This is a genomic window from Sinorhizobium prairiense (genome assembly GCF_029201645.2).
GTDB classification, from domain to species: domain Bacteria; phylum Pseudomonadota; class Alphaproteobacteria; order Rhizobiales; family Rhizobiaceae; genus Sinorhizobium; species Sinorhizobium meliloti_A.
In genome coordinates this window covers 453,901-476,036 of the sequence record NZ_CP104130.1, presented here as the reverse complement: position 1 = coordinate 476,036, position 22,136 = coordinate 453,901, and the positions used below count along the sequence as shown (strand labels likewise).

14 protein-coding genes and 6 pseudogenes are annotated in these 22,136 nt (G+C 58.4%); 9 read left to right on the top strand and 11 right to left on the bottom strand.

Going from position 1 to position 22,136, the window contains the following annotated elements:
* Positions 1 to 35: 35 nt before the first annotated feature.
* The 4 genes and pseudogenes from N0Q91_RS02285 to N0Q91_RS02270 form a co-directional block, all read right to left on the bottom strand.
* Positions 36 to 1,462, bottom strand: a pseudogene (locus N0Q91_RS02285) (ISNCY family transposase).
* Between the two features lie 358 nt (positions 1,463 to 1,820).
* Entirely contained in the window at positions 1,821 to 3,191 is a 1,371-nt protein-coding gene (locus tag N0Q91_RS02280) for an ISNCY family transposase (protein WP_275596167.1), read from the bottom strand.
* A gap of 124 nt (positions 3,192 to 3,315) precedes the next feature.
* A complete protein-coding gene (locus N0Q91_RS02275; RefSeq protein ID WP_275596166.1) occupies positions 3,316 to 4,317 on the bottom strand; it encodes an IS30 family transposase in 1,002 nt (333 codons plus the stop codon).
* 283 nt (positions 4,318 to 4,600) lie between these two features.
* Positions 4,601 to 6,028 (bottom strand): ISNCY family transposase, encoded by a 1,428-nt coding sequence (locus N0Q91_RS02270; RefSeq protein WP_275596165.1) that lies wholly within the window; start codon positions 6,026 to 6,028, stop codon positions 4,601 to 4,603.
* 403 nt (positions 6,029 to 6,431) lie between these two features.
* Here N0Q91_RS02270 and N0Q91_RS02265 point away from each other — a divergent pair, with 403 nt between their 5' ends.
* Complete coding sequence (locus N0Q91_RS02265) at positions 6,432 to 7,955, top strand: transposase (protein ID WP_275596164.1); 1,524 nt, start codon at positions 6,432 to 6,434, stop codon at positions 7,953 to 7,955.
* Between the two features lie 352 nt (positions 7,956 to 8,307).
* Here the strand turns inward: N0Q91_RS02265 and N0Q91_RS02260 are convergent, their stop codons facing one another.
* Positions 8,308 to 9,489: a M24 family metallopeptidase gene (locus tag N0Q91_RS02260; RefSeq protein WP_275596163.1), complete on the bottom strand. Its 1,182-nt coding sequence runs from the start codon at positions 9,487 to 9,489 to the stop codon at positions 8,308 to 8,310.
* A gap of 314 nt (positions 9,490 to 9,803) precedes the next feature.
* Between N0Q91_RS02260 and N0Q91_RS02255 the strand changes: the two are divergent.
* The 7 genes and pseudogenes from N0Q91_RS02255 to N0Q91_RS02225 form a co-directional block, all read left to right on the top strand.
* Positions 9,804 to 10,163 (top strand): annotated as a pseudogene (locus N0Q91_RS02255) (IS66 family transposase); the annotation flags it as partial.
* Positions 10,164 to 10,231: 68 nt separating this feature from the next.
* A complete protein-coding gene (locus tag N0Q91_RS02250) occupies positions 10,232 to 10,855 on the top strand; it encodes a group II intron maturase-specific domain-containing protein (RefSeq protein ID WP_275596162.1) in 624 nt (207 codons plus the stop codon).
* An 80-nt stretch (positions 10,856 to 10,935) separates the two neighbouring features.
* Positions 10,936 to 11,288 (top strand): annotated as a pseudogene (locus N0Q91_RS02245) (IS66 family transposase); the annotation flags it as partial.
* Between the two features lie 174 nt (positions 11,289 to 11,462).
* Positions 11,463 to 12,915, top strand: a pseudogene (gene istA, locus N0Q91_RS02240) (IS21 family transposase).
* A 293-nt stretch (positions 12,916 to 13,208) separates the two neighbouring features.
* A pseudogene (locus N0Q91_RS02235) lies at positions 13,209 to 13,591 on the top strand (helix-turn-helix domain-containing protein); the annotation flags it as partial.
* Between the two features lie 6 nt (positions 13,592 to 13,597).
* Complete coding sequence (locus tag N0Q91_RS02230) at positions 13,598 to 14,605, top strand: carbon-nitrogen hydrolase family protein (protein ID WP_345774956.1); 1,008 nt, start codon at positions 13,598 to 13,600, stop codon at positions 14,603 to 14,605.
* A gap of 341 nt (positions 14,606 to 14,946) precedes the next feature.
* The gene (locus N0Q91_RS02225) at positions 14,947 to 15,735 is read left to right on the top strand and encodes a carbon-nitrogen hydrolase family protein (protein ID WP_275596161.1); all 789 of its coding nucleotides are present in this window, start codon (positions 14,947 to 14,949) and stop codon (positions 15,733 to 15,735) included.
* Positions 15,736 to 15,842: 107 nt separating this feature from the next.
* Here N0Q91_RS02225 and N0Q91_RS02220 read toward each other — a convergent pair.
* From N0Q91_RS02220 to N0Q91_RS02195, 6 genes and pseudogenes are all read right to left on the bottom strand, one after another.
* Positions 15,843 to 16,224 (bottom strand): annotated as a pseudogene (locus N0Q91_RS02220) (transposase); the annotation flags it as partial.
* Between the two features lie 124 nt (positions 16,225 to 16,348).
* The gene (locus N0Q91_RS02215; protein WP_275596160.1) at positions 16,349 to 16,513 is read right to left on the bottom strand and encodes a hypothetical protein; all 165 of its coding nucleotides are present in this window, start codon (positions 16,511 to 16,513) and stop codon (positions 16,349 to 16,351) included.
* A gap of 31 nt (positions 16,514 to 16,544) precedes the next feature.
* Positions 16,545 to 17,912: an amidohydrolase family protein gene (locus tag N0Q91_RS02210; protein WP_275596159.1), complete on the bottom strand. Its 1,368-nt coding sequence runs from the start codon at positions 17,910 to 17,912 to the stop codon at positions 16,545 to 16,547.
* 42 nt (positions 17,913 to 17,954) lie between these two features.
* Positions 17,955 to 18,743 (bottom strand): ATP-binding cassette domain-containing protein, encoded by a 789-nt coding sequence (locus N0Q91_RS02205; RefSeq protein WP_275596158.1) that lies wholly within the window; start codon positions 18,741 to 18,743, stop codon positions 17,955 to 17,957.
* A complete protein-coding gene (locus N0Q91_RS02200) occupies positions 18,740 to 19,885 on the bottom strand; it encodes an ABC transporter permease (protein ID WP_275596157.1) in 1,146 nt (381 codons plus the stop codon). Before N0Q91_RS02200 ends, N0Q91_RS02205 begins: the two co-directional genes overlap by 4 nt.
* Positions 19,886 to 19,949: 64 nt before the next feature.
* A complete protein-coding gene (locus N0Q91_RS02195) occupies positions 19,950 to 20,954 on the bottom strand; it encodes a substrate-binding domain-containing protein (protein ID WP_275596156.1) in 1,005 nt (334 codons plus the stop codon).
* Between the two features lie 114 nt (positions 20,955 to 21,068).
* Here N0Q91_RS02195 and N0Q91_RS02190 point away from each other — a divergent pair, with 114 nt between their 5' ends.
* Entirely contained in the window at positions 21,069 to 22,076 is a 1,008-nt protein-coding gene (locus tag N0Q91_RS02190; RefSeq protein ID WP_275596155.1) for a LacI family DNA-binding transcriptional regulator, read from the top strand.
* Positions 22,077 to 22,136 lie beyond the last annotated feature (60 nt).

The window sequence follows — 22,136 nt, the reverse complement described above, 5'->3', positions numbered from 1 at the left end:
CAGCTGCAAGATAAACTTTAGCTTTGACATCCCGATCACTCCGCCGCTTTCAGCCGTGCAAGGGCTTGCTGGCGCTTGGCGATGACCACCGGATCCTTGGTAAAATCCGTCTTCCGGCCAGGCTTCGTGCCGCGCTTTTGATAGCCATTGCTCTGGCTGCCGTCGCGAATGCCGAACATATGGTCCGTCTGGCCGGTGCGGCGCGGCCCGCCCTTGCTGCGCTGTTGCTCTCGTCCGGCCTGCATCTCGGCCACCACCGCCAGCATGTCATCAAGGCGCTTGTTCTCAACCACCTCGCAGCGGTGCACCGAGCGCAGCGTGTCGAAGGTTCTGTAGGGCAGGGACGTCCCCTCATGGGTGACCTCGAGGCGACCGTCGGGATAGTCGCAGACAATGACCTTCTTGCCGGCCAGCGCCGTGGCGAGGTCGGTCGGATCGAGGATGAACACACCTTGTCATAGCGCAGCGTCAGCGACTGCGACAGCTTGCGGATCTCCTTGCGGCACATCGCGCCATCGAGGTTCTCATGCGCGGCAAACGGCCGATGCATGTCCTTCGGATTGCGCGGCGCCTTGCCAAAGCGGCGATTGAAGTCGGCCATGAACTCCGGCGCATAGGCATTCGCCGCCGCGATCGTGTCGATGCCGCGCAGCCGCAGTTCCTTGACGAGGCGATCCTGCAGCGTCTGGTTGGCGCGCTCGACGCGTCCCTTGGCCTGCGGGGTGTTGGCGCAGATGATGTCGATGTTGAGTTCATAAAGGGCTCGCCCGAACTGCGTCAGGCCACTGGTTCTGTCCTTCTTGGAAGCATGGGTGGTGCGGAAGACGCCATGCTTGTCGCTATAGAAGGCGATCGGCTTGCCCCATTGCTGCAGGTAGGCCTTCGTCGCGTGCAGATAGTCGAAGGTGTTCTCCGATCCGGCGAAGCGTAAGTGCAACAGCTTGCCGGTGGCATCGTCGATATAGACGAGCAGGGCGCATTTGGGGCCGCGGCCTTCGAACCACCAATGAAGCGAGCCGTCGATCTGAACGAGTTCGCCGAAACAATCGCGCCGGCCGCGCGGCTGGAAGATCCGCTTCTTGCGCTCGCGTCGCGACACCCAGATGCCGACTTCCATCATCCACTGACGCAGCGTCTCCTTGCTGACGGCAATCCGGTGGCATTCCAGCAGCTTCTCGGCGGCCAACGTTGGTCCAAAATCCCCGTAATGCTCACGCACCAGATCGAGCACCAGGTTGCGGAAATCCTCGCTATGACGCCGGTTGCTCGGACGGCCGCGCTTCTTCGAGACGAGACCGTCGGCGCCGTCCAGGTCATAGGCCTGCAACAGCCGGTGGACCTGACTGCGGCTGAGACGAAGCAACGCGGCCGCCTCGACGACGGTCAGGATGCCACCGCGAATCCGCTGTATGAGTTCAAGACGATGCAATTCCTTCTGCGACATGGTGATCAAACAAGACATGACGACTCCGAACGCTCATGGTCTCAACCACGCTTCACGTCGCCAGTCTTCCTTCCAAACGTTGACGTTTGACCAGCATCCCGAGAGGCGACGACGTCGCATCTCTAACTGGCTCATATGTCGCATCTCTAAACTGCCGCTACAGTAAATGTGGCGGCCAGGTTGAAATGTCCGCTGTTGCGCAAAGTTAAAATGTCACTGTGAGTGCGCCACCAACCATTTAGAAATGCGACACGCGACATCCCAATGGCACTGAGGCAAGCCCCCGACCGGACCGGCTGGATCGGATTGCAAGGGAAGGGAGGGGGCGGGTGAGGCGCACCAACCGGCTTTAGCTTTGAGACCTTGCGACGGCGGATCATTCCGCCGCATCGAGCTCGGAGAGCGCTTGTCGCCGTCGGGCAATGACCGCTGGATCGTTCGTGAAATCGGTCCGACGTCCCGGCTTGCGGCCACTCGGTTTGTAACCGATCCTCTCGCTATTGGTCTTCACCTTCGGCGGCCGCTCGTCCTGGCGCTCCTTGATGTAGGCCAGCACATCGGAAAGCCGCTTGTTCTCGGTGATCGCCGCATGCGTCACCCGCTGGTCCTTATCGAACACCCGGTAGGGCAGGCAATGGCCTTTCCACCGCACATCCAATCGACCATCGGCATAGGCATAGGTCTCGACATAGCGTCCAGCCAAACCGCGCGTCACATCGGTCTCCTCAAGCATGATCCGCTGGCGCTCGAACGAAAACGTCAGTTGCGATCCGACATAGCGCTGCTCGCGTTTGCACAGGATCTCTTTGAGCCGATCGGGCGCCAGATTCATGGGCCGATGCAGATCATCGGGTCGGGCAGGGGCAACCGCAAACCGCGCATTGTAGTGCTCCATGAAGCCAGGCAGAAACGCATTGCCAGCCTCCATGCCGTCGATACCCGCCAGCCTCAATTCCTTGACCAGCCGATCCTGCAGCGTCCGGTTCATCCGCTCGACGCGACCTTTGGCCTGACTGGAATTTGCGCAAAGAATCTCGATGTTTAGCTCGCAAAGTGCACGCCCGAACTGAGTCATGCCCTGGCCACCCTTGGCATCCTTCTTCGCCACCCGAAACACCGAATGTTTGTCGGAGTAAAAGGCCACAGGTGCCCCATGTTGCCTAAGGTAAAGCGCCAGCGCCTCAAAGTAGGTGAACGCGCTTTCCGAGCGCACGAACCGCAACTGCATCAACTTGCCGGTCGCATCATCGACGAACACCAAAAGCGAGCACGGCGGCCCGCGATCCTCGAACCAGCGATGCTCCGACCCGTCGATCTGCACCAGTTCGCCATAGGCCTCACGTCGCAATCGTGGCTGATGAAACGTCCGTCGCTGCTTGCGCGACAGCCAGAGTCCGGCATCCGCCATCCAGCTGCGCAGCGTCTCGCGCGACACCCGCAAACCATCGCGCTCAGCAAGCTTCTCGGCTGCCAAGCTCGGACCAAAGTCCGCATAGCGTTCGCGCACGATCGCTAGGGCATAATCCCGCACACCGTCGCAAATCCGATTGTTCGATGGCCGACCGATCGCCTTGTGCCGGATCGATGCTGCACCATCCGTCCGGATCCGCTCCAGCAAGCGGCGGACCTGGCGCGTGCTTAAGCCCAGGACATGCGCTGCCGAAACCAGCGTCATGCGTCCGGCGATCACTTTCGACAAAACCTCAATGCGCTGCAGGTCACGCTCGCTCATCGCAATCAATCCCATCCGCAATCTCCCACGCCGTCAAAACGCCGGGAGAGTGACATTCTTACTTTGCAGAAACAGGACACTTTAACTTTGCGGGGAGAATCTAATCCAAGTGCAACATTGACGGGTGAAGAGTAGGGCACTACGCGCATTCGCGCAAATGCGCGATGAAGACCTCGGTGGGCGTTCGATAGCCCAAGCACTTGCGCGGGAGCGCATTCATATGTTGGGCGAGGGCGACGAGCTGTTGCTGACTGACAGCGGAGAGATCGGTATCGCCAGGCATGAAGCGGCGGATGCGCTTGTTGGTGTTTTCCACGGCACCTTTCTGCCAAGGCGCACTGGGGTCGCAGAACCAGCTCCGCGCGCCGATGCCCTCTTCCAAAGCCCTGAATCCGGCAAACTCCGTGCCGCGATCAAAGGTGAAGCTCTGCCGGGCAAAGGCTGGCAAGGGAGAGAACGTTTCGATGATCTTGTCCATGATTGGTCGTGAATGCCGGCTGTGGTTCTTGATCATGACGGTGTAGCGGCTCTTGCGTTCAACCAAGGACGTGACGTTGGCGTTGCCCAAGTCACGCTGGAAGATCAACAAGTCGCCTTCCCAGTGACCGAACTGCGAACGATTACCAATGAAATCAGGACGTTGCGATATCCTGCAGGCAGCAGGAAAAGTGCCGTCGCGGGGTTTCCTCGAGCCGCGGGGGCGGCGTTTGCGGCGGCCTTCCGCCAGATGCTGATGGAGTTCCAGCGCCTGATCTTCCTTGCCATAGATGAAGCGATAGATCGTCTCGGTGCAGACCCGCACGGCGCTCACGCCATCGGCGAGCAGACGACCGGCAATCTGTTCCGGTGACCAAAGTGCCTTCAGCTGCTCGATCACCAGTTCGCGCAATTGCGGGTGCCGCACAAGCTTCCTCAAACGCTGCCGCCGCTCTTTGCGGATATCGTCAGCAACGGTCGGGAAGTAGCCGCTATAGTCGGGCAGCTCGCGATCGTGGAAGGTGTTGCGCCTGATCTCACGGTAAATCGTCGATCGATGACGACCAAGTTCGCGCGCCATTTCTTTGATCGGCACTTTGCGTTCGACAAAGTGGAAGAGGCGGCGTCGATCAGTCAGATTCAGCTGCGAATAGCGTCGGGACATTCCAAAATCTCCAAGGGGAACCCGTTGAAATCATTGGCATGTCGCACTTGGAAATAGAATGTACCCGGCTACAGTAAATGTCACAGCTATTTAAAGATGAGACAAAGTAGTCAACTTAGAAACGCGACAACATCCTATCCATTATTACTGCATTTGCAAGTTGCTATATTTACAAAGTACGGAGACGCAAGCCGCCGGCCGGGTGGAGCTGGTCAGGGTTGCGCAGCCCGGTCGGCGGCGGATGGCTCCAGCTGCAAGATAAACTTTAGCTTTGACATCCCGATCACTCCGCCGCTTTCAGCTGCGCAAGGGCTTGCTGGCGCTTGGCGATGACCACCGGATCCTTGGTAAAATCCGTCTTCCGGCCAGGCTTCGTGCCGCGCTTTTGATAGCCATTGCTCTGGCTGCCGTCGCGAATGCCGAACATATGGTCCGTTTGGCCGGTGCGGCGCGGCCCGCCCTTGCTGCGCTGTTGCTCTCGTCCGGCCTGCATTTCGGCCACCACCGCCAGCATGTCATCAAGGCGCTTGTTCTCAACCACCTCGCAGCGGTGCACCGAGCGCAGCGTGTCGAAGGTTCTGTAGGGCAGGGACGTCCCCTCATGGGTGACCTCGAGGCGACCGTCGGGATAGTCGCAGACAATGACCTTCTTGCCGGCCAGCGCCGTGGCGAGGTCGGTCGGATCGAGGATGAACATCACCTTGTCATACCGCAGCGTCAGCGACTGCGACAGCTTGCGGATCTCCTTGCGGCACATCGCGCCATCGAGGTTCTCATGCGCGGCAAACGGCCGGTGCATGTCCTTCGGATTGCGCGGCGCCTTGCCAAAGCGGCGATTGAAGTCGGCCATGAACTCCGGCGCATAGGCATTCGCCGCGGCGATCGTGTCGATGCCGCGCAGCCGCAGTTCCTTGACGAGGCGATCCTGCAGCGTCTGGTTGGCGCGCTCGACGCGTCCCTTGGCCTGCGGGGTGTTGGCGCAGATGATGTCGATGTTGAGTTCATAAAGGGCTCGTCCGAACTGCGTCAGGCCACTGGTTCTGTCCTTCTTGGAAGCATGGGTGGTGCGGAAGACGCCATGCTTGTCGCTATAGAAGGCGATCGGCTTGCCCCATTGCTGCAGGTAGGCCTTCGTCGCGTGCAGATAGTCGAAGGTGTTCTCCGATCCGGCGAAGCGTAAGTGCAACAGCTTGCCGGTGGCATCGTCGATATAGACGAGCAGGGCGCATTTGGGACCGCGGTTCTCGAACCACCAATGAAGCGAGCCGTCGATCTGAACGAGTTCGCCGAAACAATCGCGCCGGCCGCGCGGCTGGAAAACCCGCTTCTTGCGCTCGCGTCGCGACACCCAGAGGCCGACTTCCATCATCCACTGACGCAGCGTCTCCTTGCTGACGGCAATCCGGTGGCGTTCCAGCAGCTTCTCGGCGGCCAACGTAGGTCCAAAATCCCCGTAATGCTCACGCACCAGATCGAGCACCAGGTTGCGGAAATCCTCGCTATGACGCCGGTTGCTCGGACGGCCGCGCTTCTTCGACACGAGACCGTCGGCGCCGTCCAGGTCATAGGCCTGCAACAGCCGGTGGACCTGACTGCGGCTGAGACGAAGCAACGCGGCCGCCTCGACGACGGTCAGGCTGCCACCGCGAATCCGCTGTATGAGTTCAAGACGATGCAATTCCTTCTGCGACATGGTGATCAAACAAGACATGACGACTCCGAACGCTCATGGTCTCAACCACGCTTCACGTCGCCAGTCTTCCTTCCAAACGTTGACGTTTGACCAGCATCCCGAGAGGCGACGACTGTCGCATCTCTAACTGGCTCATATGTCGCATCTCTAAACTGCCGCTACAGTAAAACATCGCATAAGGTTTATTATGGAACTGATAGGCGGCTTTGCGCCTGTTCGTTCACCGCGTATTAACATTGGAGAAGTGAAAGTCAGCGCCGACCTGCCAACTAAAAGTATATGGGATCCGGCGCTACTGGTCTTCACGCCGTGTAGAGCGACAATCTGGCTGAGATCCGCATTGCCTCGCCTGAACTGCTCCCTGAGAATGGGTTATTGCCTCATCTAAATTGCTCCCGACGAATCAACCTCGGGAGCTGTGATGAGGAAGGTAAGCATGGCGACACGTGCGGAATTGGTTGCGGCGATCAGTTGTCGCTATGTATTAGGTGGGCGGGCCGAGAAGGCGAGGATGTTAGACGAGTTCGTGGCGCTCACGGGCTTTCACCGCAAGCATGCGATGCGACTGCTGCGAGGAGACCGCGAACCGGCGAAGGGTGGTCCTCGGCCAGGGCGCCGGGTTTACGGCGATGACGTGCGGGCAGCGCTCGTCGTTGTTTGGGAGGCGTCGGATCGAATTTGCGGCAAGCGACTACACCCCCTGTTGCCAACACTGATCGAAGCGATGGAACGTCATGGACACGGCGATATGAATTGCGAGACGCGCCGGCAACTCTTGACGATGAGCCCAGCGACGATTGATCGGGTCCTCAAGGAGATTAAAGCGAACGCCACGGGTCCGCGGCGCCGGAAAGGATCAACGGCGATTCGGCGTAGTGTTCCCGTTCGAACCTTCTCGGATTGGGATGACCCCGCACCCGGCTTTGTCGAGGCTGATCTCGTTTCTCATTCCGGCCCGTACGCGAGGGGTGCCTTCTCTCAAACGCTGGTGTTGACCGATATAGCCACGGGCTGGACGGAATGCGCGCCGCTGCTGGTTCGCGAGCAAACGGTACTGATCACTGCGTTGGCCGAACTGCGCAAGTTGCTGCCGTTCCCGCTGCTGGGCTTCGACACCGACAACGACAGTGTATTCATGAACGAGAGTGTTCATGAGTATTGCTTGCGCGATAATATCGAACTCACCCGTTGCCGCCCCTACCGAAAGAATGATCAGGCATTTGTCGAGCAGAAGAATGGCGCGATCGTGCGCAAGATCGTTGGATACCGACGCTTCGAGGGGCTGCGAGCCACTCGGGAGCTGGCCAAGCTTTATTCGTCAATGCGGTTGTTCGTGAATTTCTTTCAGCCATCATTCAAGCTGAAAGAAAAGCACCGTGACGGAGCCAAGGTGGTCAAGCGCTATCATCGTCCCGCCACGCCCTATCAGCGGCTGCTTGACGACCCACGCACGCCGGAGGATACATGCCTTCGGCTCAAGGCGATGTACCTGACACTCGATCCGGTCCGGCTGCTCCGCGACATACGCCTGGCGCAAAAGAGATTGGTCGAAATTGCTGACAAGCCTGATGGTTCGCCTGCCACCGACGGCGAGGCATTACCGCTCGAAGACTTTCTGTCTGGCTTACGGATTGCTTGGCGTGGTGGTGAAGTGAAACCGACTGCCCGCTCCAAGCCAGCGGCCAAGCGAGAGCGGCGGAGGCCCGATCCTCTACTCGCCGTCACTGCCGAACTCGAGGAATGGTTCGAGGCGGAGCCTTGGCGAACTTCGCGAGAGTTGCTTGAACGCTTGCAGGTCAAATACCCCGGCGTGTATCCCGACGGCCTCATTCGGACCGTGCAGCGTCGAATGAAGATCTGGCGCAGTACACAGGCCAATGCGCTGGTGTTCGGGCCATTCGCCGATGTCGCGCGGCAGACGCAAATCGTAGAGGTCGTGCAGTGAGATCGTTACCGAACAATACCGGATCGGCATCCGCGCTCATACCGCCAGGTTGGCCTTCGACAACCCGACCCTACGCAAAACATGATGACCGCCCGCGAAGCCGCCCGCTCGCTACAGCGCTATTGAGGGCGCGCTCGCGAGCGGCTTCGCTACCTCCGTCACCTGCACCAGGTGCGGGGACACGATCGGAACAACCCGTGAGGCATTCGAGAACATCCGAGTGAGGCAACGGCATTATTCTCTGGGAACACTCTTGGGTGAGGCAATACGCGTCTCATCTTGGTTGTCGCGCTGCAACGCCGGATCGAGGATCGCTCGTTGCAATTCTATTGTGGCCGATATCCCCTGACCATCAATCTACAACGATCAGGCTGCGTTCTACGTGAGAAAGCCTTGCGCCACCTTTGTCCGTGACGACAAAGGGCTCAGAAACGGCAGCGCCGAAGCCTTCTAGCCTTACGCCCGACTGAAAGTGGAAGCACATGCCCGCTTGAAGCTCAGTTTTGTCCTCGGCACGAATGCTTACCGTACGCTCGCCCCAGTCCGGTGGGAAGTTGATACCGATGGAGTATCCAGAACGGGTTTTCTTCGTGTAGCCGTATCGGCCGAGAACGCTGAGCCACACCGAGTTCAGTTCATCAATGATAACACCTGGCTTTGCCATCGCCAGCAGAGCGTCTCCACCTTCGACAATAGCATGAATAAGCCTTGTAACTTCATCAGCCGGCTTGCCAATAGAAACGGTCCGGGTCAGTGGGGCGTGATAGTGACGGCGTGCTGCACCAAGCTCCAGTGAAACTAGGCCGGACGACGGCAAAGGTTCAGCCGACCAAGTCAGGTGGGGCGCATTCGTTTTCTCGCCGACCTGAACTAACGGGCAAATGCTTGTATAGTCTCCATACTTGCCGTTTACGCCTCTTGTTTGAGCCGCGTAGACTTCGGCGACAACGTCCGATTCAGGTACGCCGGGACGTAGAGCCGCAATAGCCGCGTGCATCGTGCTGGTCACGATCTCGCCAGCCTCTCGCATGTAAACAAGCTCAGCGTCCGATTTCACCAATCGGGCCCAGTTTACGAGAGTTCGGCTATCAAGAAACGTAGCGTTTGGAAGGCCGTTGACCATATGCTGATGCGCACGCGCGGTGTAGAAATGGGCATCAAGCTCCACCCCGATCCGGCATGATCCCCAGCCTTTCGACTTTATGATATCGCATAGAGCGTCATAAGGATGGAGTTCAAGGTGATGAAGGAGAGAGTCAGGGAAATGTAGAATATTCTCATCTGGGAGGTCGGTGGTGACCCTTGCACCATTCACGTCAACGAGGCGCCCAACCCAAATTGGCATTTCCGAATCATGGTGTACCAAAACGACTTGTGGCGTGTAGAAGGACCAAGCGTCATAGCCAGTAAGCCAGCACATGTTTGCCGGGTCTTGGCAGACAAGCAAATCCAGGCCCGCCTCCTCCATTCTACGCTTAACGTCACGTACCCGGCGTCTGTATTCTTCCGCCGTGAATGCTTTTTCGAATTTCATTGTCCACCCTTTCCGCCTTACGCGATCCCAGCATGCCTGCCTTCCGGTAAGCCATCGTAACTTTAACGGCGCAATGCAGCCGTTTTCGAGCAAAAAAGCTGTAAATACGCAGCAAAACTGCTCATGGGGGCGGATAGAATGCTAAAATTCGCTTTGAAAACCAGCTGCATGGGTGCTTCGACTTGCGAAGCGGAATTGCAAGACAGCGCGGGCAACGCCGCGTGGCTTGTTGGGCAACAACGGCGATATGATCGACCCATTCGTGATCAGTCAGTTCGTAGCGACGACGCGTCATCAAATGCTTCCCTATTCCGAAGCTGGCCGACGTCGAGGCGAATGCGCGCCGAAAAGCGCAGGGCAAGAAGCCGGCCGTCATATCGCCGATCGCACTGGAAATGGTGCAACGGATCGATGCCCTGTTCGACATCGAGCGCGAGATCAACGGTCAGAGCGCGGAGGTCCGAAAGGCCGTTCGTCAGGATCGGAGCCTGCCTCTGGTTCTCGACCTGGAAGCGTGGATGAAGGCTCAACGTGCCAAGCTGTCTCGCAACGATGATCTCGCCAAGGCCTTCGATTACCTGCTGAAACGCTGGCCTGCCTTCACCCTCTTCCTCGACGACGGGCGTGTCTGTCTCTCGAACAATGCCGCCGAACGCGCCCTACGCGGCATAGCCGGGCCTGAAGTCATTGCGCACTCCTTCTTTAAGTATCTGTAAACATTGGAAGCGTCTCCGCGTCGGCGATGCGACACGGGCGCGCCTTTCGGGCTGATCTTCCATGGTGTCGGTATGCCGATGATGGTCTTGTGCACTGCCGGACCGAGCAAGAAGCACAGGCCCTCAAGGCTGCGCTTCAAGCCCGGCTGGCAGAATGCGGACTTCAGATGCATCCGATCAAGACCCAGATCGTCTACTGCAAAGATAATCGGCGTCGGAAAAGGTATCCGACCGTCAAATTTGACTTCCTTGGATACCAATTCCGGCCGCGACAGGTGGCGACGGCGCAGCAGGATGAGTTCTTCTGCGGCTACACCCCGGCGGCCAGCCCGACGGCGCTAAAGTCGATGCGGGCCACGATCAAGAGCTTGAACATTCCGCGGCAAACGCCGGGGACGCTGGCTGAAATCGCCAAACAGATCAATCCGCTCCTGCGGGGATGGATTGCCTATTATGGGCGGTTCAGTCGTTCGGCTCTGTTCTCTCTGGCTGACTACGTCAATCGGAAGCTCAAGGCCTGGATTATGCGAAAGTACAAGCGCTTTCGGTTCCACAAAACTCGGGCTTCGCAGTTCTTGCGGCAACTTGCTCGAGATAATCGGGGCCTCTTCGTACACTGGCAGGCGTTCGGAACGAACCTGTTTGCCTGATGGGAGCGGTGTGAATCGAGAGGTTCACGCACCGTTCTACGAGAGGCCGGCAGGTGAAATCCCTCCGGGCTACTCACCCGCCGCTTCCGCGGCTCGATCCGGGGCGCAAACGCACCAAGCTCTGCCAGTTATGGGCACAGGCCATCGATGATCGCCCATGGAATGGTCCGGCGCCACCGGCGGTCGCCTATATCTTTGCCGAAAGCCGCAGCGCCCGTGAGGTCGAGGGGCAAGTATCGTCGTTTGGCGGCGTGCTTCAAGTCGATGGCTACCAAGCCTATAAGACCATGGCCAAGCGCCGGGGAAGAGCAATGTCGCCCCCATGCGGCTGGCGTTCTGCCTTGCCCATGCGCGGCGCAAGTTCGTCGATGTCGTCAAACTGACCGGCTCCTCGGAGGCGCTGTCGATCCTTGCCAGGATTGCCGAGATCTATTGCGTGTTTCGTTAAGTCCCGGACACCGATTTCAGTAAGTCCCGGACAGCAATTCCGCTAAGTCGCGGACAGCGATCCCGCTAAGTCCCGGACAGTTACCGGGCGGATTTGATGGTCGGTCCTCGGCTGCGCCGTTCTGGCAATCTGGCCCCTCACGAGACGTTGAGAGGGGCCATGCCAAGACGGAAGCAAGCGAGACGAACGAGCGTGAGGGACATCCGGACGATCCTGCGCCTGACCTATGAACAGGGCCTGTCGGTGCGCGAGGTGGCCGAGCGGCTGAAAATCGGCAAGACCTCGGTTTCGACCTATTTGCTGCGGGCGCGGGAGGCGGGGCTGTCGAGCTGGCCGTTGGCGCCGGCCTACGATGACGATGCGGCGCTGGAACGGCGTCTGTTTCACCGAATGGGCCGCCCGCCGCAGGACCTGAGGGAGCCGGACTGGGCGCTGGTTGCCCGGGAGCTGAAGCGCGAAGGGGTGACGCTGACGCTTCTGTGGCAGGAATATCGCGCCGCTCATCCCGACGGCTACGGCTTCACGTGGTTCTGCGACCGGTTCGCCGCCTTCCGGCGGCGGGCGAGCCCGACGTTCCGCAACCGGTATGCCGCGGCCGCGGTGATGCAGACCGACTATGCCGGGCAGACGGTGCCGGTGATCGATCCGGCGACCGGCGTCATTTTCCCGGCGCAGATCTTTGTCGCGGTGCTGGGCGCCTCCAACCTGACCTTCGCCTTTGCCAGCTTCAGTCAAAAGCTGCCCGATTGGATCGACGGCCAGGTGCGGGCGCTTGCCTTCTTCGGCGGGGTCACCAAGGCGATCGTCTGCGACAATCTGAAGGCGGGGGTCGCCAAGGCGCTGTGGTTCGAGCCGACGCTGAACGCGACCTTTGCCGCGATGGCCGCATTACGACACCACGATCCTGCCAACCCGCAGCCGAAAGCCTCGCGACAACGGGCGTGTTGAGCGCGCCAACCAGACGCTGCAGGATCGGCTCGTCAAGGAGCTGCGGCTGCGCGGCATCGACACGATCGCCGCGGCCAATGCCTATGCGCCGGAGTTCATGGCCGACTTCAATCGTCGCTTCGGCAAGGCGCCGCGCAATCCGAAGGACATGCACCGGCCGTTTGCCGCGCATGAGAACCTCGATGGCGCCATGTGCCGCAAGGAGATCCGCAAGCTGTCGCAGTCGCTGACGCTGCGCTATGACAAGGTGATGTTCATCCTCGATCCGACCGACCTCGCCACGTCGCTGGCCGGCAAGAAGGTCATTGTCTGCGACTATCCCGATGGTCGCCTCGAGGTCACCCATGAGGGGACGTCCCTGCCCTACAGAACCTTCGACACGCTGCGCTCGGTGCACCGCTGCGAGGTGGTTGAGAACAAGCGCCTCGATGACATGCTGGCGGTGGTGGCCGAGATGCAGGCCGGACGAGAGCAACAGCGCAGCAAGGGCGGGCCGCGCCGCACCGGCCAGACGGACCATATGTTCGGCATTCGCGACGGCAGCCAGAGCAATGGCTATCAAAAGCGCGGCACGAAGCCTGGCCGGAAGACGGATTTTACCAAGGATCTGGTGGTCATCGCCAAGCGCCAGCAAGCCCTTGCGCAGCTGAAAGCGGCGGAGTGATCGGGATGTCAAAGCTAAAGTTTATCTTGCAGCTGGAGCCATCCGCCGCCGACCGGGCTGCGCAACCCTGACCAGCTCCACCCGGCCGGCGGCTTGCGTCTCCGTACTTTGTAAATATAGCAACTTGCAAATGCAGTAGTAATGGATAGGATGTTGTCGCGTTTCTAAGTTGCCTACTTTGTCGCGTCTTTAAACAGCTTTGACAAATCTTGTAGCCGCAAAGTTAAAGTGTCCTGTTCCTACAAAGTAAGAATGTCACTCTCCCCGCGTTTTGATGACGTGGGAGATTGCGGATGGGATTGATTGCGATGAGCGAGCGCGATCTGCAGCGGATCGAGATTTTGTCGAAGGTGATCGCCGGGCGCATGACGCTGGTGTCGGCGGCACATGTGCTTGATCTGAGTACCCGACAGGTGCGTCGGTTGCTGGATCGGATCAGCGCTGGCGGTGCGGCGTCGATCCGGCACAAGGCGATCGGCCGCCCATCGAACAATCGGATTTGTGACGGCGTGTGCGATTATGCATTGCGATCGTGCGCGAGCGCTATGCGGACTTTGGTCCGACGCTGGCGGCCGAGAAGCTTGCGGAGCATGATGGTCTGACGGTGTCGCGCGAGACCTTGCGCCAATGGATGTCGGAGGCCGGCCTGTGGTTGTCGCGCAAGCAGCGGCGGACGAAGAAAATGTTGGAATCCGATCAAAAAGCCCCTTGGTTATCTAAAACCATCATCTATCCTGATGCCAATCGTTCAATGGCTGGAGTAGGTAGGTTGACAAGCATCAGAATAGCGCTTTTGCAGCTGCATCCGGGTGAGTCGCCCAGGGAATCTTTTGAGATCGGCGCCGAAGGTTGTCGTCGGGCGCAGAAACTCGGTGCCGATATCTGCCTCCTCCCGGAGATTTGGAGCCATGGCTACCGGTTCTTTGATCCTGCCACGCAAGGAAGTCTCGAAGAGTGGCGCGACTCTTCGATGAGTTGGGACAGCGAATTTGTTCGGGGTTTTCGAGAGCTTGCCAAGGAACTGAGTATCGCAATTGGCTTTTCATTCTTGGAAGCCTCAGACCGAGGACCGAGAAACGCGTTTGCTTTGGCCGATATGCGCGGAGAGATCGTTCTGAAATATGCCAAAGTGCATGTTTGCCTACATGCTCTGGAAAGAAATTGCGCACCTGGAGAGGACTTCTATGTCGCGCCGCTCCATACTAGATCGAGCCCCGTGATTGTCGGAGCGATGATCTGCTACGATCGCGAGTTTCCCGAGGCCGCGCGTATTTTGGCGCTCAAGGGTGCCGAGATTGTCCTTGTGCCGAACGCCTGCCATCTCGATGACCACCGTTTGGGTCAATTGAAGACGCGCGCATTCGAGAACAAAATCGTTCTTGCGATGACCAACTATCCCAGTTCCGCCGGCCATGGGAACGGCAGATCCGTTGGAATATCCGCGATCGCTTTTTCAAACACCGATGCCAGGAGCTCTGACGACAACAAGCAGTCCCAATATCGCGAAATCTTGATGGTTGAGGGCGGACCCGAGGAAGGTATCTTCACCTTTGACGTCGATTTGGATGAGCTGCGTTCATATCGCGAGAACGCAATCTGGGGAGGAAGGCACCGCCGCCCTGACACCTACCAGATTCTCACAGAGAGGATCGTGGAAGCGGGGCCAGATCCGCATTCTCTTATCAACTAGCGTAGGCTCTCTTGCGGTGCGCTCGGGCAAAGCGCAGACGTCCGCCGTTTTACCAGACTTGCAGCGGTGGCGACGCTTCAGACGGCGACTCATTCCGGAAATGCCGACCGGAACACGTACGATCTGCCTCGCCATGGCTTGAAATCGCATATGCTTCGTTTGACGAAGCAAGATCTGCAAATTGCGAGGAAGTTATCCGCCAAACCTTCCTCCCTTGGCGGCTTGGGCCCGGTGGTGGACGGCAGCTCACACCGGGCCCCTCTTTCTCAGGGACAGAATTGCCGCTAGGCGGGCAAAGCCGGCTGCGGCTGGATTCAACGTCATCATCAGGAGAGAACGCAATGGCAGCCAAGCTGCTTCGTGTGGCGCTAGCGCAGGTCATGAATAATGTCGATATTGACGCGATCTGCGCATCAGCTGCAGAAACAGGCGCAGAAATCATCGTATTTCCGGAGATGTTTTCAAACGGATACAGCCGGTTTGATTCTGAAAGTGAAGAGTCTCGGCTGGCTTGGATTGACGCGGCAGTTCCAATTGATGGTGGTTATGTCGAGAAGTTTAGGCACGCTGCGCGCAGCAACGGGCTAGCGGTCGTTGCGACCTTCCTCGAGCTAGGCCCCAACAAGCCTTTCAATTCTGCCGTACTGATCGACAGAACAGGTGAAATCATCCTGCACCAGAGGAAACGTCATGTCTGTTTCTTTGACGTTCCGGAGAAGGCGTGTGCTGCTGGCGAAAGCTCGAGCGTCGCAAAATTGAGAACCGATGCGGGAGAAGTCGCCGTTGGAATACTGATCTGCATGGATCGAGAGTTCCCCGACGCTGCGTCGGATCTCGTGCGCGGGGGCGCGGAGATTATTCTTATTCCGAACAGCTGCCGGCTTTCGGATGATCCCGCTGTCGGAGACGTGCGCGTGGCAGGGGTGCGTGCACTTGCGTTCCAATCGGTCGTAGGAGCAGCGGTCGCAAACTACCCGCTGCCGAAAGATGATGGACGGTCCTTCGCTGTTGACCCCTTGGGCAAGGTCCTCGTCATGGGTGGGACACAGCAGGAACTTGTTATCGCCCATTTCAATTTGGAAGTGATCAGAGTCATGCAGGAAAACGAGTGGTTCCGGCGCGTTCGATGAAGCCTCCGTCTCAGGTTCCGACATAGCAGTTGGCACGCTGCAAGTTAGCCGCCACGACAGTGGAAGGGATTTGCTTCACACGCCCGGCAAAATTGGATTGGGCAACAGGTCTCGCACACAGCCGTTATCGCGAACTGCCCTTCGGCAATGAGAGCGAGCGCGAAAAATGTTTTTTTGAGCCCGTTGCGATCAAGCGCTTCCTCGAGGATTTCGCGTTCCATCGTCTTGTTGCCGAGAAGGCGCTGCAGTTCCTTGACCTGGTTCTGGAGTGCTCGACATTCAGATGCCGGAACGGCATCTTCCTGAGATGCTGTTGCCGTGAAAGCGCCCTGGGCTGCGAGCTTGAGCCAATTGACTGGTTTGGCTGGATGCCGTGACGCCGAGCGACGATGCTCACCGTTGCATCCGGCTCATACGTCTCCCTGGCCCTATGGCAAGCTTCTCGGCCGTCGACCAGCGGCGGCGCTCAGGTCCGGACAGCACTTCTATCTTCGGGTTAGACTACTCGTAACGACGAAATCACTCCTCGGACTTAACAAGTGGGAGATCGCGTTCGAGGATTTATGGGGCCACTACAGTTCAGTGACGGTCGGATTCGAAATAGCCGTCGGACTTAGGTGTCGGCGACCGGGTCCGAAGGTGAAGCTCCTCCAGCCGGGCGACCGTATGGCCGAATGAACGGCGTACTGCCGGTAGAGCGGCCGTTCCAGACCTGCAATGTGACGAAGACGGTGAGTGGGTGCATGATCAGCGAAAAGGCGGTGAGGAATTCTGTCATCGACAGCCCCGGAGCATGTATGTAGGGAGGCTTAGGCTCTCCCGCTGTCCCGAATGCTTTTCGGTGTTGCGCCGAACGCCCCCTGATGGCCGAGCTTTGCGATGCTGTCGGCGTCTGAGGTGCGTACTATCTCTTTCCTTCTGATCAGATCGTAATAGTCGTAGGGATTATCGATCATGAAGAACTCAGCCAGTTGAACGGCTTCATCCTCGGACATTGTGCCGTCGGCAACTTCACGTCCTAGAGTTCTGCCGAACCACTTGCGGAACTGCATCGCATAGCCAACCGACGATGTCGGAAGCAAGGTGTCTCCACCGAATACGAAGAGCTTGTTCTTGGGAGCGCCGCGTAGGTAGCGCCGAAGAAATTCGCTGGCATGCAGAGGGTTGATGCTCCATGCCCAGCACATATCGATGGAGACATTCGTGTAATGCTTGGCAAGCGCGATCAATTCGTCGGAATGCGGGTAAGCGATGTGCATCAACACAAACCGGGTGTTCGGATGCATCTTCAAGAACACGTCCATGTTTCCGGCTCGGAGGTTCTCCGTCGGCATGAAGTTGTTCTTGGTGAAATACCCGGTGTGCATTTTGAATGGCAGATCGTGCCGTGCGCACATCTCTGCAACGCGGGACATGCACCAATCTCCCAGGCACAGGCGATCGGGTTCCGGCGCGGCCTTTCCTAACCGGCGGACAGCGCCGAATGAGATTGCCGCGTCTGCATCGCTCCGCTGCTCCCATTTTAAAGTTCTGACGTATGCGTGCTGCGATTTGACCGCTACCGCATAGCGGGCGCTGATGTCAAACAGCCTTCCGATTGCGCCTCCCAGTTCCTCAAGCGATGTCGCATCCGTGCCAAGTTGGCCCTCGAGGACATCGAAGTCCGGCCTACCGGAGCAGAAATCGAACATGTTGAGATCGTAGAGAAAGAAATCCTGCCCCATCATTTCCGGCGGGAATGGGCGGGTATTCGTATCGATCTGAACATGATCCAGGTTCGCAACGTCCTTGAGAAGCGTGAGCCGCTCGTCCTTCTCACCCTTGTACGCGCTAGTTTCCTGAGCCGCAGAAAGCGCTTCCGGAGTCAACACATCGATGCCGAAGAGGCGCTTGGCCGCCAGCTTGACCCCCTCCGCATAGCCGGTGAAGTGGATCCTGTCCCAGTAGGTTTGGACGTCGCGAAACCGCCGCGCGACGTCCGGATCGCTTGGATCAATAAGCGCATCGAGACTCTTCTGGCTTGCGCCTGCGGAGTGGAGGTCGAACACGACATAGTTGTCGAACAGATGCGTCAGCACGTCATGCCGGGAGTCGCGATAGAACCGCTCGTATTCGGTGTGTTCGTGGGTGTTGCAAAGCGTGCTGGACGCGATGAACTCTTCAAGTTCGGAGTGCATGGCATTGCCCTTTCGGAACCGACGGAGATGGTCGGGAAGCCGTCAGGCTTCCCGCGATACCAACTCGGTCAGCATCTGCATTGTCGCCTCGCCCCTTTCGAACGAGCCGATGACGCGCCCTCGTGCGAACACCACCAGGTGATCGGCAATCTCCAGCGCGTGGTTGAAGTTATGGGTGATGAGAATGACGGCGTTGCCCATCTGCCGGGCCCGATCAATGTGCTCCATGACGCGTGTCGCCTGCCGGACCGCGAGTGCGGCGGTCGGCTCGTCGAGGATGAGGCAAGACGAACCGAAATACATCGCCCGGGCAATCGCGAGCGACTGTTTCTGGCCGCCGGACAGTGTCGCGGCGCGGGAGCGAAGATTGCCTCTCAGCCGGACACCGAGCCCGTTGAGCGCTTCACGTGCCAGGCGATCGGCAGCTTTCGCATCATAGATGCGAAACTTCCAGAAGCCCTTCGTAGGTTCCTGCCCCAGAACGATGTTGCGCGTGACGGACAGCAGATCACAGACGGCAAGATCCTGGTAGCATGTGGCAATGCCGAGAGCCCTTGCCTCGTCAGGCCCGCTGAGCGTCACTTTCTTCCCCTTGAAGAAGAGTTCGCCGGCATCAGAACGATAGACCCCTGAGAGGATCTTGATCAGGGTCGATTTGCCGGCGCCGTTATCGCCGAGCAATACCGTCACCTTGCCGGCCCAGGCCTTCAGAGAGACGTCGGAGAGAGCCGTTGTCGCACCGAAATATTTGGCGATATTGACGGCTTCGAGAACCGGCGCTGTCTCTTCAAGCGATTGGGCCGCGCCATTTGGCTGATATTGAGTCATCATCGCTGTACCTCCCGCTTCACCGACAGCGCACCCCGGAAGATGGTCGCGCCCTCTTCTCGTGCTTGAGGTGGCCCCTTGCCATCCGGAACCGCCGAGACGCGCTGCGCGGGATCGCCTTCCGTGTCCTCGCCGGTCATCGGCGCGATGCGCGAGACGAGGCTGCTGAACCAGTTGTTCACGAGAACCGCGCCCACCACGATCACACCCATGATCGTTGTGTAGAGAAAGCCGGGTGCGGAGACGAGCACGAGGCCTGTCTGGATGGAGGCCAGCACGATTGCGCCCATCATCGCGCCGATCGCGGAGCCGTAGCCGCCCGAAAGCAGCGTTCCGCCGATCACGGACACCGCAACGGCCTGCAGCTCGATGCCGGTTCCGCGCATGGCGTCCACGCTGGCGAACCTTGCGACCTGCATGACGCCGACGATACCGGCAAGTCCGCCGGACAACATGAACGCAATCACGGTTGTGCGTGTGACGTTGACGCCGAGATTATGGGCGGCCTTCGGATTTTGACCAACAGCCTGAATCCAGTTGCCAAGGCGCGTTCTGAGCAACAGGACGGTCGCGAGAGCTGTGATCAGGACAAACCAGACGAGGGACATTCTCATGCCGCCATAGAGCATCGGTCCGGCGATGATGTTGGAAACGCCGCGCGGCATCTCGACGGCCTTTGGGAAGCCACCGGTAAAGGCGAGAAGCATACCGCGGTAGACGAGAGACGTGCCGAGCGTGATGATGAACGAATGAATGCCTGTGCGCGTCTGGAGAATGCCGTTGATCAGACCGAGCAAAGTTGCCCCGACGACGGCCAGAACAATTGTCAAAATCGGCGACAGACCGAAGTCGTTCATCAGGGTGACGACGAAGAAGGAGGCCAGCCCGAGGATCGCGCCAACCGATAGGTCGAAATGGCCGGCGATTAACAGAATCGTCATGCCAATGCTGACAATACCCAATTCGGCCGCGACACTGCTGATCGAGGCAAGCGTTGGTATCGTCCAAAACAAGGGCGTCATGTAGCTGAAGACCGCAACGACCACGATCGCAGCGCCTACTGCGGTGAATTCAGGCCGCAACAGCAGTTCACGGGCTCGCTCTGCTGCTTCCCTGGAACGGCTAGACAGGTGTTTCTGGGACATCTTGCATCCAATCCAATGACGAACGGGGTCTCGGCATAAGTTTGAGGCCGAGATCCGAACCGAATTACCGGTAACCCGCAGGGACAAGCGGAGCGACTTTGTCGATGTTGGATTGATCGACGATCGCGGGACCAGTGAGGAACGCGTTCGCCGGGATGAGCCCATACTTCAGGTAGTGCGCCATCAATAGCACGGGCATGTAGCCGCGCCAGTATTGCTGTTGGTCAATCGTGAAATTGAGTTCGCCGGACTTGATCGCCGCGACACCCGTCTCGTCGAGATCCCAGCCCGCGAGCGCGAGATCGGACCGCTCGGCCCTTTCCTTCGCCTCCAGATAGGGAGCGATCGGCGAGCATGCGGAGACCATCGCCTTGGTGTCCGGATGGGCGCGAAGGTAGTTGCTCATCGTTTCGGCGATCTGGCCTGGATCGAGGGTGAGTTCCTGCACCTCGGCCGAGACATTCGCCGCTTTCAACGTGTCGACGACACCGGCGGCGCGCGGCTGGCATGTCGCGCTGTCGCCCGGCTGGGGATTGCCCACGACGACATGGCCCGAAGTGACGGTTTCTAGGACCTTTTTGGCGATCAGGACGCCGCCGGCATATTCGTCGGCACCGACATGAAACAGGAAGGGATCATTCTGATCGCGCAGTTCCGTTCCCTTGCCGGCCTGCGGACCCAATGCGCTGCCGAAGGCAATACCTTGAGCTTTGCCCTGCTCGATCACGTCATGATAGGCTTTGTCGTCACCAATGCCGTTGATGATGATCCCGTCCGCTCCGGACGCCATGGCGGCGGTGATGGTTTCAACTTGAGCCGGGAGCGTGGAGTTGCTGGGAAAGACATAAGTGAAATCCACTCCCAGATCGCGCGCCGCATCCTCCGCACCCTTGTTCAGATAAGCGAAGAAGCCGGTGGGCGCCGCAACGCCAACGTGAACGATCTTCAAGCGCTGCTCTTCGGCCGATGCGACCGCGGTTGCGCAGGCCAAGCCGACGATCAGGATCGACAACCTGCCAAGAAGCGAGCGCCGTCTTTTGGAGGGCGCGGTGTGTGTATCGATATCCATGTTGTTCCATCCTCTGGTGGGCCACTTTTGTGGCTTCTATAACACCCTAATGCTATACTGTTGGCATCGCGTTAGAAACTTCCATAATGTTTGGATTCCAACAATGGAGCTCCAATGGCTGGAAAAAGGGCGTCATTTGCGGATGTTGCTGCTGCCGCCGGCGTCAGCATCGGCACAGTCGACCGCGTGATCAATGGTCGTGGGAATGTGAAGGCGGAGACGGAACAAAAGGTTCTCAAGTGGGCGCGCGAGCTTCGCCTGGACAGGACGCTCAGCCTACGACCAACTCGCATTTTGAAATTGGGCGTTCTGCTGCAGACCCGCAGAAATCCCTTCTACGAGGGAATGGTCTCGGCGCTTAAACAGTGCGCATCGGACTACAGCTACTTAAATGTTCAGATCGCTTTCTATTTCTTTGAACGGCTCGATTATCGAGATGTCGTGGAGAAAATCGAAGCTGCAGCACGCGCCTGTGATGGACTGCTGTTGGACGTATTCGAGCATCCTCAAATTCGAGAGCTCCTAACAAAACTGGCCACATCGCTGCCAGTATTCACGTTGGCCTCAGACATACCCGACATTGGGAGCATCGACTACATCGGTGTCGATGCACGTGCAGAAGGAAGGGTTGCTGGTGAGTTGATGGGGCGCTTTGTCGGCGCGAAGAAGGGCGAGGTTCTGTTGATTTCAGGTCTTCAATCCTTCCATGCTCACGAGCAGCGAGAGATGGGCTTTCGATCTGTTTTGCGGGATCGATTCCCGAACTGCACCTTGGCCAAACCAATCGAGAGCCGAGAGGATAAGGTTTCGACAGAGCTTCAGGTGAAGTCAGCGTTAGCCAAAAACAAAAATATCGTCGGTATATACAATATATCCGTGGGGAGTAGAGAGATATCAGAATTCCTCCAGCATTCGAATAGAAGCAATATCACGTTCATCACTCATGAGCTGACGGCCGAAAATAGAACTTTGCTCAAGAGTGGCTTCCTCGACGCGGTGATAGACCAGGATCATGCCTCTGAGGCTCGGCTCGCGTTGCAAAAATTCCTCGCTCACTACGGCAGGTATGAGGGGCAAATCGGCCAGGTCGGGTTTCGTATCTACCTGCGCGAGAATTGCTGAATTGCTGATACGAACAATCCCGTCGTCATAGGAGATAACGAAGACGATCTAGCCGCGGAA

Excerpts from the sequence above, each read along its gene's own strand:
- N0Q91_RS02280 (WP_275596167.1), bottom strand. The coding sequence starts at position 3,191 with ATGGGATTGATTGCGATGAGCGAGCGTGACCTGCAGCGCATTGAGGTT.
- N0Q91_RS02275 (WP_275596166.1), bottom strand. The coding sequence starts at position 4,317 with ATGTCCCGACGCTATTCGCAGCTGAATCTGACTGATCGACGCCGCCTC.
- N0Q91_RS02270 (WP_275596165.1), bottom strand. The coding sequence starts at position 6,028 with ATGTCTTGTTTGATCACCATGTCGCAGAAGGAATTGCATCGTCTTGAA.
- N0Q91_RS02265 (WP_275596164.1), top strand. The coding sequence starts at position 6,432 with ATGAGGAAGGTAAGCATGGCGACACGTGCGGAATTGGTTGCGGCGATC.
- N0Q91_RS02260 (WP_275596163.1), bottom strand. The coding sequence starts at position 9,489 with ATGAAATTCGAAAAAGCATTCACGGCGGAAGAATACAGACGCCGGGTA.
- N0Q91_RS02250 (WP_275596162.1), top strand. The coding sequence starts at position 10,232 with ATGCGACACGGGCGCGCCTTTCGGGCTGATCTTCCATGGTGTCGGTAT.
- N0Q91_RS02230 (WP_345774956.1), top strand. The coding sequence starts at position 13,598 with ATGTTGGAATCCGATCAAAAAGCCCCTTGGTTATCTAAAACCATCATC.
- N0Q91_RS02225 (WP_275596161.1), top strand. The coding sequence starts at position 14,947 with ATGGCAGCCAAGCTGCTTCGTGTGGCGCTAGCGCAGGTCATGAATAAT.
- N0Q91_RS02215 (WP_275596160.1), bottom strand. The coding sequence starts at position 16,513 with ATGACAGAATTCCTCACCGCCTTTTCGCTGATCATGCACCCACTCACC.
- N0Q91_RS02210 (WP_275596159.1), bottom strand. The coding sequence starts at position 17,912 with ATGCACTCCGAACTTGAAGAGTTCATCGCGTCCAGCACGCTTTGCAAC.
- N0Q91_RS02205 (WP_275596158.1), bottom strand. The coding sequence starts at position 18,743 with ATGATGACTCAATATCAGCCAAATGGCGCGGCCCAATCGCTTGAAGAG.
- N0Q91_RS02200 (WP_275596157.1), bottom strand. The coding sequence starts at position 19,885 with ATGTCCCAGAAACACCTGTCTAGCCGTTCCAGGGAAGCAGCAGAGCGA.
- N0Q91_RS02195 (WP_275596156.1), bottom strand. The coding sequence starts at position 20,954 with ATGGATATCGATACACACACCGCGCCCTCCAAAAGACGGCGCTCGCTT.
- N0Q91_RS02190 (WP_275596155.1), top strand. The coding sequence starts at position 21,069 with ATGGCTGGAAAAAGGGCGTCATTTGCGGATGTTGCTGCTGCCGCCGGC.